The organism is Diplocloster agilis, from assembly GCF_019042275.1.
Lineage (GTDB): Bacteria > Bacillota > Clostridia > Lachnospirales > Lachnospiraceae > Diplocloster > Diplocloster agilis.
The window spans coordinates 21204-38882 of the sequence record NZ_JAHQCW010000052.1 but is presented as its reverse complement, the minus strand read 5'-3'; the positions used below and the strand labels follow the sequence as shown (position 1 = coordinate 38882).

Genomic DNA, 17679 nt, shown 5'->3' with positions numbered 1-17679 from the left:
TTCTTCCTGGGGGTTAGGTATGCCCGCTGTTTAAAACAGGGGACATACCTAACCCCCAGGAAGAACCTGCCACCCGTCCTCCGGAGCTTTTATCCGACTTGCCATTTACATTATTATGCTTGAATTCAGACGACCGCGTAACCGGCGTCTGAAAGGATTTTAACCGCTCTTGTAAAATCTCCGGCTTTTGTCAAAATATAATCCGTATTAAAAGTTGACAGAGCAAAAATACCAATTTTGTTTTCTGCCAGTAAAGCCGATATACGAGAAAGGATTCCGATCAATGAAAAATCCAAAACGCCCTGTATCCGGAATGCCTTCCATCCGTCATCCCTCCTGATGAAATTAGCAGGTACATCTTCCGTAACACATACCAGCGAAAATTCTTCATCTGTTTTCCCGGTAAAACAATAGTTACTTTCGAAATGAACCAGTGAATAATCCCTAACTTGGCATATGGAAAAATCATAATCTATAACCTTGATCTCTAAAGTTTTATTGCTCATGGCAATTGTCACCCCTTCCGGTTGCCAAACACTTCTTATAGATTTAAATTCTATTATTTCCTTTTGTAAATGTCAATGGAGACTGTCTGAAATTCCCCGATATTTGCTCCGTTATCCCTATTTTGAGAAAAGATATAAAAAAATATGCTAACCGGTTGACATATGAGAAATGTAGTGATATTATGATGCTATCCAATATATGTCAACCGGTTAGCATATTTTTCCCGGAAAGCAGTGGATGGTAAGTTTCTACGGCTGGAAAAGGAGAAAAGGAAAGTATTGCCTAAAAGGCAAAGGTAAGTGTAACTGTTGGGGAAGCAAAAAAACAATCAGGAGGAAAGGCTATGATAAAGCAGAGTAAATGGATGGCATTGTTACTGGTAACGACGATGGCGGCTGCGTCTCTTATGGGATGCGGGGATAAAAGCGCCGGGGATGCGAACGGCAGCGCGCCGGGGAACGAAACGGAACCGAAGCAGGAGGCGTCCGCAGAACCCAAGGGGGAGAATCAGGATCAGCTGACGCTGGTATGGCAGAGCTGGGACCCCATTTCCAAATACCAGCCTGTGATCGACGCCTATGAGGAGAAGAATCCGAATATCAAGATCGAGTATCAGCAGGTTTCCGACTATCTGACCAAGATCTTTACCGAGGCGGCTTCCGATGAACTGCCGGATCTGCTGGCCTGCCAGGTGGGCTACACACAGGAATTCGCGGATGCCGGTGTGCTGGAGGAGATCCGGGTGGAAGACTTAAAGGCGGACGCGGACTATGAGTTCGATGATTTCTGGGATACCACTCTGGATTACGCCATGTATGACGGCAAATATTATGGACTGCCTGTGGACGGCGGCAACTACGCGTGGGTGTACAATAAGAAAATCTTTGACCAGCTGGGGATTGAGGTGCCGGATGAGGGATTTTCCTGGGATGAATTCGTGGAGGTCTCCAAACAGATCATGGATCGGAAAGATGAGGTCGGTGTAAACTACGCGACCCTGGTCAATGATTACGGCTTAAAGACGATTCTTCCCTATATCTGGCAGAACGGATGTGAGTATCTGAACGCAGACGGAACGGCCAGCCTGCTGGATGACCAGAAGGCCATCGACGCCGTCCAGTACATCAAAGATCTGTATGAGGTACATAAAGTAATGCCCACCATGGAGAAACTGGATGAGGGATCGCTCCCGATCGTGGGAATGCTGAATTCCGGTTCCATCGCCATGGGACGTGTGGCCCTTTGGGAAGCGCTGAAACTGGAAGACAGTGAGAAACTGGACTGGCAGCTGATGCATGCGCCCCACGGAAATGACGGAGCAAAAGGGGAAGTGCTGTATGTGAACACCCTGAGCGTGGCCAGCACATCAAAGCATAAAGAAGAAGCCATGGATTTCCTGAAATTCGTGACCAGCAAAGAGGGGCTTAAGGTTTTCCTGGAGAACACCAGTGACCCGCAGATATCGGTCAGAAAATCCCTGAAAGAGGTGTCTATCGCGCCGTTTGATGCTTCCAAGAACGCCGGGATCTTCGTGGACGCGCTGGAATACTGCAAATGGATGCCCAACATTTTGTCGGTCAACGATCAGATCACCGCGGTGGGACGTCAGTTAGACCGGATCTGGTATGACAATGAGCCGGTAGCGGATGTGATGAAGGATACGGCAAAGGAAGTCAACGGGCTTCTTGTAAAATAAATATTCTTCGGTGATGGAGAACGGAAGGAACCTTTTTTGTGGATTTTAGGAGGCGGAAAATGAAGAAAAAATTTGGATCCAAACGGCAGCGGCTCTACAATTCGTCCTGTGTGATTTTGTTTTTGCTGCCCAGTTTCCTGCTGCTTGCAGTGTTTGTATTTTGGCCGATGATCTATTCTATGGTGCTTGCATTCTTTGAGTGGAATCCACTGAAAGGGAAGGACTTTACAGGATTTGAAAACTTCCGGACTCTGGTACAGGATGATCTCTGGTGGACGAGTCTTAAGAACACGGTCTACTATATCATCCTGAATGTACCGCTTATCGTGGCGGCGGCCCTGGGCCTGGCCGAGATCGTCGTATCTGTGGGCAGGACCTCCAAATTGTTCCGGGGTATCTATTTTGTACCCACGATGCTCTCTCTGGTGGCGACAGGGATCGTATGGAGCTATCTGTTAAATACCAACACCGGTGTGATCAACGGTCTGCTCAACCGGATCGGCCTGCCGTCCGTCAAATGGTTTACCAGCGGAAAAGTGGCGATGCTCTCCATCGTGATCGTGACGGTCTGGAGATGGGCCGGATATTATATGGTAATGTTCGTGGCGGGAATGCTGGGAATATCGGAGCAGTATTATGAGGTTGCGGATCTGGAAGGGGCCGGCCGATTTCAGAAATTCCGCTATATCACCCTTCCGCAGCTGAAACCCATGATCTATTTTGTGGCGCTGATGAGCATCATCGGATCGTTCCAGGAATTTGACCTGTTTTACATGATTACTCTGGGCGGCCCCGGGACAGCCACTTATGTGACCGGCTTTTATATGTGGCAGACGGCCTTTTCATCCATGAAGATGGGATATGCCAGCGCCATGTCCGTGGTGTTATTTATCATTGTCCTTACATTTACCGTGATCCAGAATAAAGTGACGCAGGCAGACTAGGAGGGGAAGAACATGAGAACACAAAAAAGATCCAAAGGCATCCTGCTGACGGCGGTGGCGGTTCTGGCGGCGCTGTTGGTCCTGGTACCCTTTCTGTGGGTTTTGTCCACGGCCCTTAAGCCGGACAATGAACTGTTTTTATTTCCGCCGCGCCTGCTTCCCGGGGAATTTGCCTGGAATAATTTTGCGGATGCCTGGCACCTGCTGGACTTCCCCAGGTATTTCTTTAATTCTTTTATGGTGACGGTGCCCACCGCGTTTTTCACCGTGGTGGTGTGCTCCCTGGCGGCCTATGCGTTTACCCGGATGAATTTTAAGCTGCGCAATGCCATGTTCCTTCTGTATCTGTCCACGATGATGATACCGCAGGTGGTCCGGCTGATCCCCTCCTTTATCATTGTGAAGAATCTGCATATGCTCAACAGCTATGCGGGAATGATATTGCCCCAGATCGCCTGGTCGATTCCGTTCGGTACGTTTCTGATCCGTCAGTTCTTTCTGGGTATTCCGAAGGAATTAGATGAGTCCGCCAGGATAGACGGGGCGGGACATGTCCGGATCTTCCGGAGTATCCTTGTGCCGAATGCGGTTCCGGCCATGGTGACCCTGGCCACCTATATTTTCATCACCAGCTGGAACAATCTGATCTGGATGCTGGTGGTGGTGAGCAAGCAGGAGAAATTCACCATAACCCTGGGTCTGGCTACCATGACGGGGCCCAGCGTGGATTTCATACCTCCCTGGAATGAGATTATGGCAGCGACCCTGATCAGCATTCTGCCGGTATTTATCCTGTATCTGTTTTTCCAGAAATATTTTATCCAGTCGGTAGCCATGTCGGGGATCAAGGAGTAATGGAATGAGAGGATTAATCGTAACGAAGGAACAGGAAGTAAGACTTGTGGACGATATCCCCGCGCCGAAGATCGGGGAATATGAGGCGCTGGTAAAGATGAGCTGCTGCATGATCTGCAACGGTACGGACCGGGAGATCATACAGGGAAAGCTTGCCGAGGCACAGGAGTATCCGCTGGTACTCGGGCATGAGGGGGCCGGATACGTCATAAGAACCGGCGGCCGGGTCAGGAACTTCCGGCCCGGAGACCTGGTGGTCCGGCCGTGTCTAAAGGACGCGGGGAAATACAGAAGCGCCTGGGGCGGATTTGCGGAATACGGGATCGTGGTGGACTATGAAGCGCTGCGGGAGGACGGACAAAAGCAGCCGGATGATCGGTGCGGACTTACCCAGCAGGTCGTGCCCCCGGGAATCAGACCCGAACAGGCGTCCCTGATGATTACTTTAAAAGAGACCTTAAGCGCGGTGAGAAGGATCGGCCTGTCGGCAAAGGACCGCGTCCTGATCGTGGGGGATGGCCCGGTGGGGCTTTGTATGTTATATAACTGCCTGCTGTCGGGGATCCGAAGCGTAAGCGTCTTGGGCAACCGCACACAGAATCTGAGGCGTGCCCGGCAGATCGGGGCCGCGGACTGTTATGATAACCGGGATGAGGGAGAGCACAGAAGACTGGCGGCGGACTGGTCGGGCAGGCTTACCTGCTATATTGACACGGTGGGAAACCAGGAGACGATACAGCGGGGAATGCGTCTGACAGGAGAGGACGGTACGGTTGCGGTATACGGCCTGGGAAGCGGAGAACATCTGACACTTAACATGAGCGGGATAAGGAATCGGAAGCTCCAGTTCGTGCAGTGGCCGATCAATGAAGAAGAGAGAAAGACACACGGGTTCATAGCGGATGCGATATTATCGGGAAAAATAAATACCGATCTTCTGATCACCCACATTCTGCCGATCGGTGATTTTGAGAAAGGTTTTGATGCGATCCAAAAGAAAGAGGCCGTCAAGGTCGCGCTGACCTTCCCGTGAGTTCGGATGTAGAAAAAAGGAGTGAGAGAGCCAATGGCATCAGATTTTGCAACACACCGGGAGGCCATTTTAGAGGAATACGAGGAATATTATCGGGATTGCCCCTATGATGTCACGCCGGTAAAAGAGATTCTGGATCAGTGGTATGAGGAGGCAAAAGACCGGACCCCCTATGAGAGAAAAGCGCTCGTCTACCGGGCGGCGGCACAGCTGTGTGAGATCCGGATCTTCCGGCAGTCCCCCTTTTTCTTCGAGGTGAAGACAGGAAGAATCCGTAACAGCAGCCAGAACGGATTCCCGCCGGGCCCCGGCCTGGAGGGCTGGTATATGGATAAACAGATGCACTATGCCGAAGAGTTCCAGGAATGGATCAGGCCCTATCGGGAGCGCGACCTGATCTGGGGGGATATTTTTTCCGATCTTGCGCATCACAGCGTCGGTTATGACAATCTGCTGGCGAAAGGCTTAAAGGGATTCGTTCAGAAGGCACGGGAACAGATGGAAAAGCAGCCGTCCCCCGCGGCTCTGGGTTTTTACCGGAGTGTGATCGAGGGCTGCGAAGCGCTGCGGCAGATCGCGGGACGTTTTTCCGCGCTGGCGCAGGAGCTGCTTGCCGGCGAGCAGGATCAGGAGCTGCGGGATAATCTGTCGATGATCCGGGAGGCGGCGAAGCGGGTACCCTGGGAACCGGCGGAAAGTTTCTATGAAGCGCTGTGCGTTATCCTGTTCTTCAAAGAGATGATGACCGGCCTGGAAGGGGTGGCGGTGGCGGTCCTTGGACATTTGGACCGGCTTCTGGAACCCTATTATATACGGGACTGTGAGCGGGGAGAGCTGGACTATGAGAAGGCGAAGAACCTGATGGCCCATTTTCTGATCCATACGGACGCCAGATGGGACCTGACGGGAGACGAGTTCGCCTCCACCAACAACAGTCTGATCATCGGCGGCTGCGATCAGGAGGGAAATGTAATATACAATGACATTACCCGTATGATCCTGGAAGTCTACGATGAATACGAGCTGGTCAATCCCAAGATCCAGGCCAGAATCAGCAGCCGTCATCCGGAAGAATATTTTTCACGCACGGCCGCCATGATCGCCGGAGGAAAAAATGTATTTTCCTTCTTAAACGACGACGTCATCATCGCATCCAATGTCAGGATGGGAAAAGACTTAAAAGACGCCAGACTGTACTCGGCGGGAGGATGCCAGGAACCGGTGCTGGATAACACAGAGCTTAACTGCCGGGCGTTCCTGTATCTGAGCCTGCCCCAGCTGGTCAATTCCTTTTTCGACGATTCCCTGAACCTGTTCTTTGAGCGGGAGGATACGGGGTATGAGAAACCGGAGCATCTGGAAACCTTTGAGGAATTTTATGAAAATTATATCGCAAAATTAAAAAGTATCTATAAACGGCTGGTGGAGGTGTTGAACCATTACGGGGCATTTATGCGGGAATTCGATCCCTGCCCGCTCTTGTCCGCCACGCTGACCGGCTGCCTTGAAAAAGGGATCGACATGACCGAGGGCGGCGCTATTTATAATCCGACCAGCATGCCTTTGGTGGGAATCGGCACAGCCATCAATTCCCTGCTGGCTATCAAAGAGGTGGTCTATGACAAGCACATGCTGAGTCTTAAGGAGCTGGGAGCTTTATTGCAGAGTAATTTTGAGGCGGACCCCAGAATGCGGGAATATCTGCTGAACCGCTGTCCGAAATACGGTATGGATACACCAGAGGTGAATGCGTTCGCCGGGAGAATCTTCCACGATTTGGCCACAGCTACTTCCGGGCCCGTTAACAACCGGGGCGGCCGTTATGAGGCTTCTCTGTTCGTGTTCTATCTCTTTGACTGGATGAAAGAGCAGGTGGGAGCCACCAGCGACGGACGGCTGGCCGGAACGGCGCTGTCCCGGGGAATGAACCCGACGGATATAAGCGGTATCTCCAATACGGCCAACATTCTGCATACGCTAAAAAAGATCGATATGACGGATTATCCGGGAGCCGGCGTCCTGTACCTGGAGATGCCCCTGATGAAATCAGAACCCGGTACATCCTATTTGGCCCGGACCATGAAAGCTTTCCTGGAAGCGGGCGGCAGCGCGCTGGATCTGAATCTTTTGGATCCGCAGGTATTAAAAAAGGCCCGGGAGAATCCGGATGCCTATAAAAATATCGTAGTCCGCGTCTGTGGGTTCAGCGCTTATTTTACCTCACTGGACACCCATATCCAGGATGAAATTATCGGAAGGACGTTTGTCAATGGATGAGAACCTGTTCATCACACAAATACAGCGGTACAGTCTGCACGACGGCCCCGGCATCCGGACGACCGTGTTTTTAAAGGGATGTAATCTGTCCTGCCGGTGGTGTCATAACCCGGAGACACAAAAAAGCGGGCCCCAGATCCAGTACCTCCCGAATCGCTGCATACAATGCGGCGCCTGCCTGCAGGCCTGTCCGCAGAAGGCTTTGTACATAGAGGAAGGGCACATGAAAAGGAATGCCGGAAAATGTGCGGTCTGCGGCGCCTGCGCGAAGGTATGCTACCCGGACGCCACGAAAGTCATTGGAGAGAAGCTTGCGCTGCCTGCCCTTATGGAAACTTTGGAGGCAGACCGGGATTTATATGAGGATGGCGGGGGCGTGACCTTCTCAGGGGGAGAACCGATGCTGCAGGCCGGCGTGCTCAGCCGTTTTCTTCCCAGGATCAGGGAGGCGGGGATACCGGTAACCGTGGATACCGCCGGCTGTGTTCCTTTCGATTGGTTTGAACTTCTGCTGCTGGAGGTGGATCTGTTCTTATACGACATCAAGATGACGGATCCCCTTAAGCATAAAGAATTTACCGGGGTTTCGAACGAGCGGATACTGGATAATGCGGCCAGGCTCAGACGGGCCGGGAGCAGGCTCTGGATCCGTACTCCGCTGATGCACGGGGTTAATGACACGGAGGAGGACTTAAATGGGCTCCACCGTTTCCTGGAAGGTTTATCCGGGGTGGAGCGGCTGGACCTGCTGCCCTATCACGCCTATGGAAATTATAAGGCGGAAGGGATCGGTCTGCCTTCCCGGACATTTCAGACGCCTTCGGATGAACAGATGCGACGGATTCAGGAATATTTTTCAGATATCGCGGATGCAGTATCTATTATGTAAGAAACCGTGATACGAGCAGAGCGCTATAAGGAGGGACACTTTTGTTACGACATGAAGGAAATCATCTGGGGGATACCTGGTATTATGTAGAGGGGGATATCTGCCATTGTTATTACCTCACCTGCCCGGAGTCCGTGCCGCGTCATACGGATTGGGAGATCGCCCACGCCACCAGCAGGGACATGGTTCACTGGGAGCTGCAGGGTACGGTGTTGAGAAAGGGAGACGCCGGGGAGTGGGATGCCAACGGGATATCCACCGGTTCGGTGATCCGGTATAAGGGGATCTACTGGATGGCTTATACCGGTCAGTGGAACGGTCCTGTAGGAATGGTGGGTCTGGCCTCCTCAAAAGACCTGTATCACTGGGAAAAATGCAGCTATAATCCGGTTACCTGTCCGGATGATCATTATTATGCCATGAACGGCGCCGGTGTCAGGACTTTCTCCCACTGGAGGGACCCCTATCTGTTTACAGACGGGGATTACGCCTATCATCTGACCTGCGCCACAAGAAAGGGCGGGAGGCCGGATGCCTGCGGTACTGCGGGTTTGGCCAGATCCCGGGATATGGAACACTGGGAGCTGCTAAGGCCTATGGAGATCGAGGCGGTATGCCAGGAGATGGAGTGTCCCCAGATTCATCTGATAGACGGACATTATGTGCTGCTATTTTCCTGCTATGGCCTGCTTTTCTCGGACGAGTATGTGAGAAAATACGGACGCCGGCTGCGGCAGACCAGCTATTACATGATCAGCGATTCCATGTTCGGTCCCTACCGGTTCTGCAGGGAGTGGAAGCTGCTGCCGGATGATTTTGAGGATCCGGACCGCAACGTGCAGTATGCCAACCAGCTGGTGGAAAAGGGCGGCAGATGGTACCTGCTGGGGACAGTCTGGTCCGAACAGGGCGACTATATACCGGACCCGTTGGTTTATGAAATGAAGAACGGCGCCCTCAGGCTTATAGATGAACGGGAAAACGCATCCGGCAGAAACTATTTGGAAAAGCTGGAAGATGTTGGTATAATAACAGTATAATTTCTATCAGCAAAGGAGAATCAGATATGGCTGGAATTAAAGATGTGGCGCAGCTGGCCGGTGTTTCCGTCTCAACGGTTTCGCGGGTATTAAATAAAAGAGGTTATATCTCAAAAGAAACCTATGAGAAAGTATACCAGGCGATCGATCAGCTGGACTATCAGCCGAACCAGCTGGCCAGAAATCTGTACAACCGCCGCACTTATTTCATCGGCCTGCTGATTCCGGATGTTTCCCATCCTTTCTTTGCGGAGGTGGCAAAACGGGTCGAGCTGCTTTTATATCAGCATGGGTACAAACTGCTGCTGTGCAACACGAAGGAAAAGGCCAACCGGGAGCATGATTATCTCAACATGCTGCGTCAAAACAAGGTGGACGGAATCATCATCGGTACACATATGTTAAAGACCAGCGAGTATGAGAAGATCAGCCTGCCGGTGGTGGCTATCGATATGTCGCTTGGAGAGCAGATCCCCACGATCAGTTCGGATCATGAGAAGGGCGGCAGGCTGGCGGCCATGGAATTCGTGCGCAACGGCTGCAAGTGCGTGCTGAATATCGGAGGCAACACGGACGTCAAGACTCCGGCGCTGATCAGAAACCGGGTGTTTCAGGAACTCCTGGAAAAGCACCACATCCGGTGTATCAATTATGAACTGAAGGAAAATGAGTTTCAAAGAGGGGAATATTATCAGATTATCAACTCTTTGTTCGACCGCTATCCGGAAATAGACGGAGCCTTTTCCACCGACGTGGTGGTGGTCTATGCGGTGAAATGCGCGCTGGAACGGGGCATGCGGGTGCCGGAAGAATTCAAGGCGGTGGGCTATGACGGAGTGGATATCGCCAGAATGTTCCATCCGACCCTGACCCATGTGGCCCAGCCCTTTGATCTGCTGGCGTCGAATCTGGTGGATACCCTGATCCGCAAGATCGAGGGGGAAGAGATTACGGAAAATCGGATTCTCCCGGATGTGGAACTGGTCAGAGGGGGGACTACGTATTAGCGGGGGATGCTGTGCTGTCATATCCAGGAGAGGGAAATTTTATACATGCGGTGTCTCTATACATATGGTGTCTCCAAACATAAGGATGCCGCTTATGAAGTTTTCATATGTTGTTTTATAACGGGCCTGTGGAATCTCAGACTTAACCGTCTCCTGGATGGGATCTTTATTTGATATTGCCTTATATTCTTACCGGTCAGGGACTCCGTATGACCTTTGAATACTGTTTCATAGAAAATGTCCCGCCGGCTGGTTTATTTATCATCGTTCAGACTGCTGCTGTCTGGACTTTTTTTTTGTGTACATTTTTTCCCGGCCATGATCCGCGGATAAAATGGAAAAAATAAGAAAATATTTAGACATTAAAACAGAAAATCGTGTATAATAAAACATTGTCATGTGATTTCCGTGTGATTTTGACCGAAAAAAGTCGATAGTTGACATAAAGAATGTTAAATTTTGGAAATATATCGAAAAAATGACATTTTACGCATATTTCGATTGACAATAGGTTACATAAATTCATATAATGTAAAATGACAAAGTATTGATAATAAGGGCATGGAGAGTGATTTTGTGATGACAGGCTGGAAAACCAGAATAAAAGGATTGGTTCTCAGTCTTGCTGTTTGTATCATCGTGGGGGGAGCCTTTTATGTTTCGAATTTCTATAGTTCGGCTGCCACCACCGGCGTAGTGTCAATGCAGAGCAGTAATACTTTGAACGTGCGTTCCGGACCAGGGACAAATTACGGAAAGATAGGATCGCTGAACAACGGACAGTCGGTAAATATCCTCCAGGATATGGGAAACGGCTGGTATAAGATCGAATACGGCTCCGGGGAAGGATATGTGATCGCCAGCAGCATAGCGCTGACCGCGGTAGACGACGGCTACAAGCAGCAGCTTCTGGACGCAGGTTTTCCGGAGAGTTACTGTAACGCTCTCGCTTCTTTACATAGCCAGTATCCGAACTGGCAGTTCGTACCGCAGCAGACCGGGATGGACTGGAATTCCGTGGTGGCCGCGCAATGCGCAATCGGTAAAAATAACGTGGAGAACAGCAGTATTTCCTCCTGGAAATCCATCGAACCAGGCGCCTATGACCTGTCTTCCGGGCAGTGGGTGGGCCAGGACGGAGCCAGATGGGTAGCGGCGTCCGACGGCATCATCCGGTATTATATGGATCCCAGGAATTTTCTGGATTCCAAATACATATTCCTGTTCCTGCTCCAGTCCTTTAATGAGGGGGCGCAGAACACGGATGGCGTGAACCGGATTATTTCCGGTACGTTTATGGCCAATGGTTTTTCTGAAAACAGCCAGAATTACAGCTACGCGGATGTGCTGATGGAAGCCGGAAGGCAGTCGGGAGTCAGTCCATATGCGCTGGCCTCCGCTATTCTGACGGAACAGGGGAATGGGACTTCCCAGCTGATCTCGGGAACCTACCCGGGGTATGAAGGCTTATATAACTATCTGAATATCGGCGCCTATGACGACGGGAACCGGGACGCCGTGCAGAGAGGGCTTTGGTACGCCAGAGGCTTCGACAACGGCGATACCTCTTATAACCGGCCCTGGAACAGCCGCTATAAGTCCATCATTGGCGGAGCCCAGTTCTATGGTTCCCAGTATGTGGCGCGGGGACAGGACACCACGTATCTGAAGAAGTTCAATGTTCAGGGGGCGAGCCCCCATACGCATCAGTATATGACCAGTATCTACGGCGCGGCAAATGAAAGCGCGAAACTTTCAAACGCCTACGACCAGCTGAAGGATATGGCGCTGGTATTCAAGATTCCGGTATATTCCAATATGCCGAACACCGTGTGCGCCAAGCCTACCGGAGATGGGAATCCGGTCAATCTGCTGAGCAATATCGAAGTCAGCGGATATGGCTTATCCCCTTCCTTTAATATTTATACGACGCAGTATTCCCTGGTCGTGGATGATCCGGTGGCGGCAGTGAACATAAGCGCAAGCACCTATGATTCGTCGGCGCGGATCCTGAGCGGAACCGGCAGCGTAGCCCTGAAGGAGGGCATGAATACCGTGCAGATCACGGTGCAGGCCCAGAATGGTACGACGAGAACCTATACGCTGAATATCGCCAAGAGCGGCGGAGGTACGGCAGAGAATCCGGGCGGAGAGAATCCTCCGGCGGGCAATGTAACCAAGGGGGATGTGAATCAGGATGGTTCCATCGATGTGCTGGATCTGGTAAGGGTACAAAAGGCGATTATCGGCTTGACCACTTTGAACGCCGACCAGTTTGCGGCAGCGGATGTGAACGGAGACGGGACTGTGGATATCATCGATTTGATTCGGATTCAGAAGCATATATTAGGGATACAGTCATTGTCGTAGGACAGGAGAGGAGAATACTATGAAAAAATTATATCAGGTGCTGGCGGTTGCCATGGTCTGCTGCCTGGTGATCCCCTGGTTTCCTTCCAGGGTGCTGGCAGCCAGCGGAAACCTGCAGGTTTCCGGCGGAAGCTGTAATGTGGGCCAGACTGTAAGTGTCAGTGTAAAGGCGAACGCCGCGGACGGAGATATCGCGGCAATGGATGTGACGCTGTCCTATGATGCGTCGCTGTTAGAATACCAGAGTTCCAGCGTGAATGCTTCGGGAGGTTCCGGAAGCGTCCATCTGGTGGCGCAGAACAGCGCGCCGGGACAGACTTCCCTGGGTGCCACCGTTACCTTCAAGGCCATCGCGCCCGGGAACGCCTCGGTGAATGTTTCGAATTACAAAGTGGCTAACTTTAATGAAGAAGTGCTGGACATCGGGCAGCCCGGCGGCGCTTCCGTATCCGTCACATCCCCCGGGGGCGGAGATAACGGAGGCGGAGGCGGCGGAAACGGCGGCGGAGATAATGGCGGCGGTGACGGCGGCGGATCTGAAAAGAAATCCGCCAACAACCAGCTGACCTCCCTGAAAATATCTCCGGGAACCCTTTCCCCGTCCTTTACCGGATCCAGAACCAAATATACGGCTACGGTACCCAAGGGAACGAAGACGGTGGCGGTCAGCGCCAATCCGATGGAAAAAGAAGCGGAAGTGGTGTCTATCGACGGTACCGAGCTGAGCAATGGCAAAACCACGATTAAAATCATCGTGCGCGCTCCCAATGGGAACGAAGCCACTTACAGCATCGCGGTAACGGAAGAGACTAAGAGCCAGGAGACACCTACGCCGACGCCGACTCCGGATGAGGAACAGCCGAAAGAAGATGATACGCTGGAAGCGGCGGTCGGATCTGAGATCCGTCTGGTATCCGAAAAATTTACGGATGAGGAGATTCCCCAGGGCTTCGAACCCTACACGTCCAGCTATAAGCAAAAAGAGATAAAAAGCGCCAAGATGACCAACTCCGATATGGAATTGCTGTATCTGGTGGATGAGAATAAGGAAAACGGCAGATTTTATATCTATAACCCGCAATCCGAGACATTTTCAAACTTTATTCAGATACCGATCGGACTTTCTCCGGAAGAGGGTGGATTCCTGATCCCTATCCCGGCGCCGGATCCCTCCCAGGTTCCCCAGGGATATGAGCAGATCCAGGTCGAGCTGGACGGAATAGCGGTGGAAGGCTATCAGGTAAGCCAGACAGAAGTACCCCAGGAGGGAGCGGGGGATGCAGAACCGGCTCCGACGGACCAGCCTGATGCCAATGCGGACGGTGACGGAAGCGGTAATTCCGATGACGGCGGTGGGGATGCCGCGGCAGATGGGATTCTGAACCGGTTGACAGCCATGTTCGGCCCTATGACCGTGTATGCCACCGAGGCCCAGGACTCCGGCAATCCGGAAGACGGCGAGGGCAGTGAGGAACCGGAGAATCCGGAAGATGGCGCTGTGCCGGCCTCTGATTCGGCCAGTTCTTATCAGCTGATCTATGCGATGGATAATAATGGCCTGGAGGACTGGTATTCCTTTGACCCGGTCCAGCAGACGTTCCAAAAATATGTCCCCGCGGCAGTAGCCGACACGGGATCGAATGACGATACCGCAGCGGAACTGGCGGCGCTTCAAAAACAGATGGGTATCAACAAGGATGAGGCAGACGCCAAATTGGCGGCCCGGTTTAAAATCATCTGTGCGCTGATCGTTCTGGCCGTACTTCTGCTCTTCGTTGTCATCAACCTGATTCTGAAGGTGAACCGGATGAAACGCGGAGATGATTGGGAAGACGACGATGATTTCGACGACAAAGATTATGACGAAATGGAACCGGATGATGACAACTGGCTGGAACAGCTTCCGATGTCGGAAAGAATCATGAAGAAAACTCAGGAAGGGTTAAGGGATAACCGGACGCCCAAGTTGGTGAAGCCGGATATCAGGGAGCTTACGCCTCCTTCATATGAAGATACCGAATCCGAACCGTCACAGGATACTTCCGGCGCGGAAAGGACGAAAGAGCGGAGAACATCCCAGACTTCCGAAGCGTCCCACCCGACCCGGGTGTCACGCAGTGCATCCAAACCGGCGAAAAAAGAGCCGGTGGTATTGGACGATGAGGCTCAGATTATGGATGCGGTTGAAAAACTGATGAATGAGAGCAAAGATGATCTGGACGATCTGGATATTGATCTGGATGTGCTGGATCTGGACGATGATGATTTTTAATAATTAGGTATCGTTTCGTATAAATGCATGAAATAAGACTGCTGCGACTTTCCACTTACAGGCTTTTGTAAGCTGTGGGGACAAGTCGCGGCAGTCTATTTAATTATCTTTTTGGTTGCGGATCATCCTAAATAAAAACGGGCGAATCCTTAGAATCACGAGGTTGAGAAAGAAAATATATCCTATAAACCATTATCGGTGTAGGAAAATACTCCAAGTCCGGGGATAAATTTCTGTTTAATTTCAATGGAGGCCTCTCCCTTCAGACCGGCGAATTCCATTTTATAATCAAAAGATTCCGGATTTTCTAAAATCTCGTCGCACGAAGTTAACAGAACCGGCAAAAGATCGCCGGACAGGCCAACGGGGCCGTGCTGGGGAAAAATTGTGTCAAACTGGTCTTGATATGCCATAAGTTTGATTAAATTACTCCGGAAGGTGGTGATGTTCATATACTCCCCGAAATACGAATTAAAATCATTGGGGTTGGGGCCGACCCCCACATTCGTTCCGGTGCTGACGATATCATCGCCGGAAAAGAAGATACGGTTCTGCTTATCCAGATAGCCGCAGTGTCCGGGCGTGTGTCCGCCAAGCCATACAGCCTGGATCTCATAGCCGCCACCCAGATCGAAGACATGCATATCTTCGAAGCATACGATCTGATACTTTTTAAATTCCGGCAGATCCGCCCGGTCAAATTCCAGCCATCTGCATCTGCCATTCTCATCAAACAGGTAATCCCAGATGTGGGAATCCTGTGCTTCCAGATACGGGAGTTCATATTTGTGGCAGTACACGGTGTCAAACCGGCAGTTTCCGTAAGCGTGATCACAGTGATTATGCGTGTTTACTACGATCAGAGGTTTGTTTCCCGTAAGTCCGTCCACCAGCGCTTTGGTATCCCCCAGTCCATAGGCGGTATCGATCAGCAGGGCTTTTTCGGGGCCTATGATAAGATGCATGAATACGGCGCCGCCGGCATCGCAGTTTTCCGTAAACAGGCTGTAGACATTGTCGCGCAGATGATACACTTCCACATACGGATCGATGTCATAGATCTTTTTTGTTCTGTTGAACTTGCGAAATTCCTCCATATATGCCTCTGTGGTAAAATCCCTGGAACGGGTAACCCCATTATGTTTGACCGCTTTCAAAGCTGAAAGTTCTTTCCAATCCTTTTTTCCCATATAACCGCTCCTTTCTGCCGATTCCTGATTATATTTGATTTTTCTTCAACCGGATACCTGCAATTCTAATTATATTTTTCGCGCAAAACGGTTTCAAGTGGACATTTCGTATATTATGTTCTGATTTTCATGCACTCTTAACCGGTTGTCTTGAAAAAGAAAAATTCGTCGTGTAAAATAGGAAACTGTTTCATGGCAAGTCATGCGAAGATACAAACGAACAGAGCGGGAGAGGGGAAGATGGCGTGGAAAATAAGAAAAGTATGATACAGGACATGACGACGGGCAGTGTGGCCGGACAATTGATGATTTTTGCCGTGCCTCTTTTTCTGTCGAATTTGCTGCAGGCGGTTTACAATATGGTGGATATGATCATTGTGGGGAATTACGTGGGCAGTGTGGGGCTCGCGGCCGTATCCGTAGGGGGAGATATCCAAGCGCTGCTGGAATTTTTGTCCATGGGTTTTTCCACTGCGGGACAGATCATGATCTCCCAGTATATCGGGGCAAATCAAAGGCAGAAGATCACCGGACTGATCGGGACAATGTTTTCCTTTCTTGCCCTGTGCGCGGCCGGTATGAGTATCTTATGCTTTTTGCTGAGAAAGCCTATTCTGACGTGGTTAAATACGCCTCCGGAAGCCTGGAATTATGCTTATGCTTACGCGCTTACCTGTATGGCGGGACTGATTTTTACTTATGGATATAACGCGGTCAGCGCTATTTTAAGAGGCATGGGAGATTCAAAGCGGCCGTTTTTATTTATCGCTATAGCGGCTGTTCTGAATGTATTTCTGGATCTTCTGTTTGTGGCAGCTTTTCATTTGGAGGTGTTCGGAGCGGCGCTTGCAACAGTCTTGAGCCAAAGCGTAAGCTTCCTGTGCTCTGTGATTTATTTATACAGGCGAAAAGAAGCGTTCGGTTTTGATTTCCGATTGCGCAGTTTTAGAATCGATCCTGGGATATTAAAGCAATATGTGGCGCTGGGAGTTCCGCTGGCGATTCAGACCGCATCCGTACAGATCTCCAAAATGTTCGTGAGCTCCTGGATCAATTCCTACGGATACATCATAACGGCGGTCACGGGCATAGCCAATAAACTGAATGTGGTATTTGGCTTCTGCACCAACTCGATTATGACCGGGGGTGCGGCTATGATCGGGCAGAACATCGGAGCAAAGGAATATAAACGGGTCAGCCGCGTTATTTTTGTTTCTTATGCGATCACAACGGTTCTGGCTTCCCTGTTTTCCGTGGTTTTGATGATCGCGCCGACGCCGGTCTTTCGGATATTCACGGAAGAGGAAAGCGTACTGAAGGTATGCCTCACCTACATCCCCGTAGCGATACTGATGTTCTTTGGAAATGCCCTGCGAACCCCGAACAGCGCGCTTATCAATGGTTCCGGTAATTCCAGGCTGAATCTGAGCGTGGCGCTTCTGGACGGGATCATTGCCAGGATAGGTCTTGGACTCCTTCTGGGGCTTTACTTTAAAATGGGGTACGAGGGATTCTGGTACGGAAACGCATTAGCCGGGTTTGTCCCATTTTTTATCGGAAGTATTTATCTGCTCTCCGGGCGGTGGAAGAAAGAATAAA

13 protein-coding genes are annotated in these 17679 nt (G+C 50.9%); 11 read left to right on the top strand and 2 right to left on the bottom strand.

The window, feature by feature from the left end; all coding sequences use genetic code 11:
- Nucleotides 1–125 precede the first annotated feature (125 nt).
- On the bottom strand, nt 126–506 hold the full coding sequence (locus KTH89_RS21930) for an ACT domain-containing protein (RefSeq protein ID WP_238723112.1): 381 nt from the start codon (nt 504–506) through the stop codon (nt 126–128).
- Between the two features lie 344 nt (nt 507–850).
- Here KTH89_RS21930 and KTH89_RS21925 point away from each other — a divergent pair, with 344 nt between their 5' ends.
- The 10 genes from KTH89_RS21925 (at nt 851) to KTH89_RS21880 (ending at nt 14890) form a co-directional block, all read left to right on the top strand.
- Nucleotides 851–2203 carry an ABC transporter substrate-binding protein gene (locus KTH89_RS21925; RefSeq protein WP_238723110.1) on the top strand — a complete coding sequence of 451 codons (1353 nt, stop codon included), beginning with the start codon at nt 851–853 and terminating at the stop codon, nt 2201–2203.
- A 59-nt stretch (nt 2204–2262) separates the two neighbouring features.
- The gene (locus KTH89_RS21920; protein ID WP_238723109.1) at nt 2263–3147 is read left to right on the top strand and encodes a carbohydrate ABC transporter permease; all 885 of its coding nucleotides are present in this window, start codon (nt 2263–2265) and stop codon (nt 3145–3147) included.
- Between the two features lie 12 nt (nt 3148–3159).
- Entirely contained in the window at nt 3160–4002 is an 843-nt protein-coding gene (locus KTH89_RS21915; RefSeq protein WP_158347430.1) for a carbohydrate ABC transporter permease, read from the top strand.
- Between the two features lie 4 nt (nt 4003–4006).
- Nucleotides 4007–5035, top strand: coding sequence for a zinc-dependent alcohol dehydrogenase (locus KTH89_RS21910; RefSeq protein ID WP_238723107.1), 1029 nt, complete (start codon nt 4007–4009; stop codon nt 5033–5035).
- Nucleotides 5036–5068: 33 nt separating this feature from the next.
- Nucleotides 5069–7312 carry a pyruvate formate lyase family protein gene (locus tag KTH89_RS21905; RefSeq protein WP_238723105.1) on the top strand — a complete coding sequence of 748 codons (2244 nt, stop codon included), beginning with the start codon at nt 5069–5071 and terminating at the stop codon, nt 7310–7312.
- On the top strand, nt 7305–8201 hold the full coding sequence (locus KTH89_RS21900) for a glycyl-radical enzyme activating protein (protein WP_238723104.1): 897 nt from the start codon (nt 7305–7307) through the stop codon (nt 8199–8201). Before KTH89_RS21905 ends, KTH89_RS21900 begins: the two co-directional genes overlap by 8 nt.
- Nucleotides 8202–8242: 41 nt before the next feature.
- Nucleotides 8243–9241 (top strand): glycoside hydrolase family protein, encoded by a 999-nt coding sequence (locus KTH89_RS21895; RefSeq protein WP_158347434.1) that lies wholly within the window; start codon nt 8243–8245, stop codon nt 9239–9241.
- 26 nt (nt 9242–9267) lie between these two features.
- Nucleotides 9268–10248, top strand: a complete 981-nt coding sequence (locus KTH89_RS21890) for a LacI family DNA-binding transcriptional regulator (protein WP_158347435.1) — start codon at nt 9268–9270, stop codon at nt 10246–10248.
- A gap of 579 nt (nt 10249–10827) precedes the next feature.
- Nucleotides 10828–12618 (top strand): SH3 domain-containing protein, encoded by a 1791-nt coding sequence (locus tag KTH89_RS21885; protein WP_238723103.1) that lies wholly within the window; start codon nt 10828–10830, stop codon nt 12616–12618.
- Between the two features lie 19 nt (nt 12619–12637).
- The gene (locus KTH89_RS21880) at nt 12638–14890 is read left to right on the top strand and encodes a cohesin domain-containing protein (RefSeq protein ID WP_238723102.1); all 2253 of its coding nucleotides are present in this window, start codon (nt 12638–12640) and stop codon (nt 14888–14890) included.
- A 182-nt stretch (nt 14891–15072) separates the two neighbouring features.
- Here KTH89_RS21880 and KTH89_RS21875 read toward each other — a convergent pair whose 3' ends face one another.
- Complete coding sequence (locus KTH89_RS21875) at nt 15073–16080, bottom strand: MBL fold metallo-hydrolase (RefSeq protein WP_238723101.1); 1008 nt, start codon at nt 16078–16080, stop codon at nt 15073–15075.
- Between the two features lie 245 nt (nt 16081–16325).
- Here KTH89_RS21875 and KTH89_RS21870 point away from each other — a divergent pair, with 245 nt between their 5' ends.
- A complete protein-coding gene (locus KTH89_RS21870; RefSeq protein ID WP_238723100.1) occupies nt 16326–17678 on the top strand; it encodes an MATE family efflux transporter in 1353 nt (450 codons plus the stop codon).
- Nucleotide 17679: the final 1 nt, after the last annotated feature.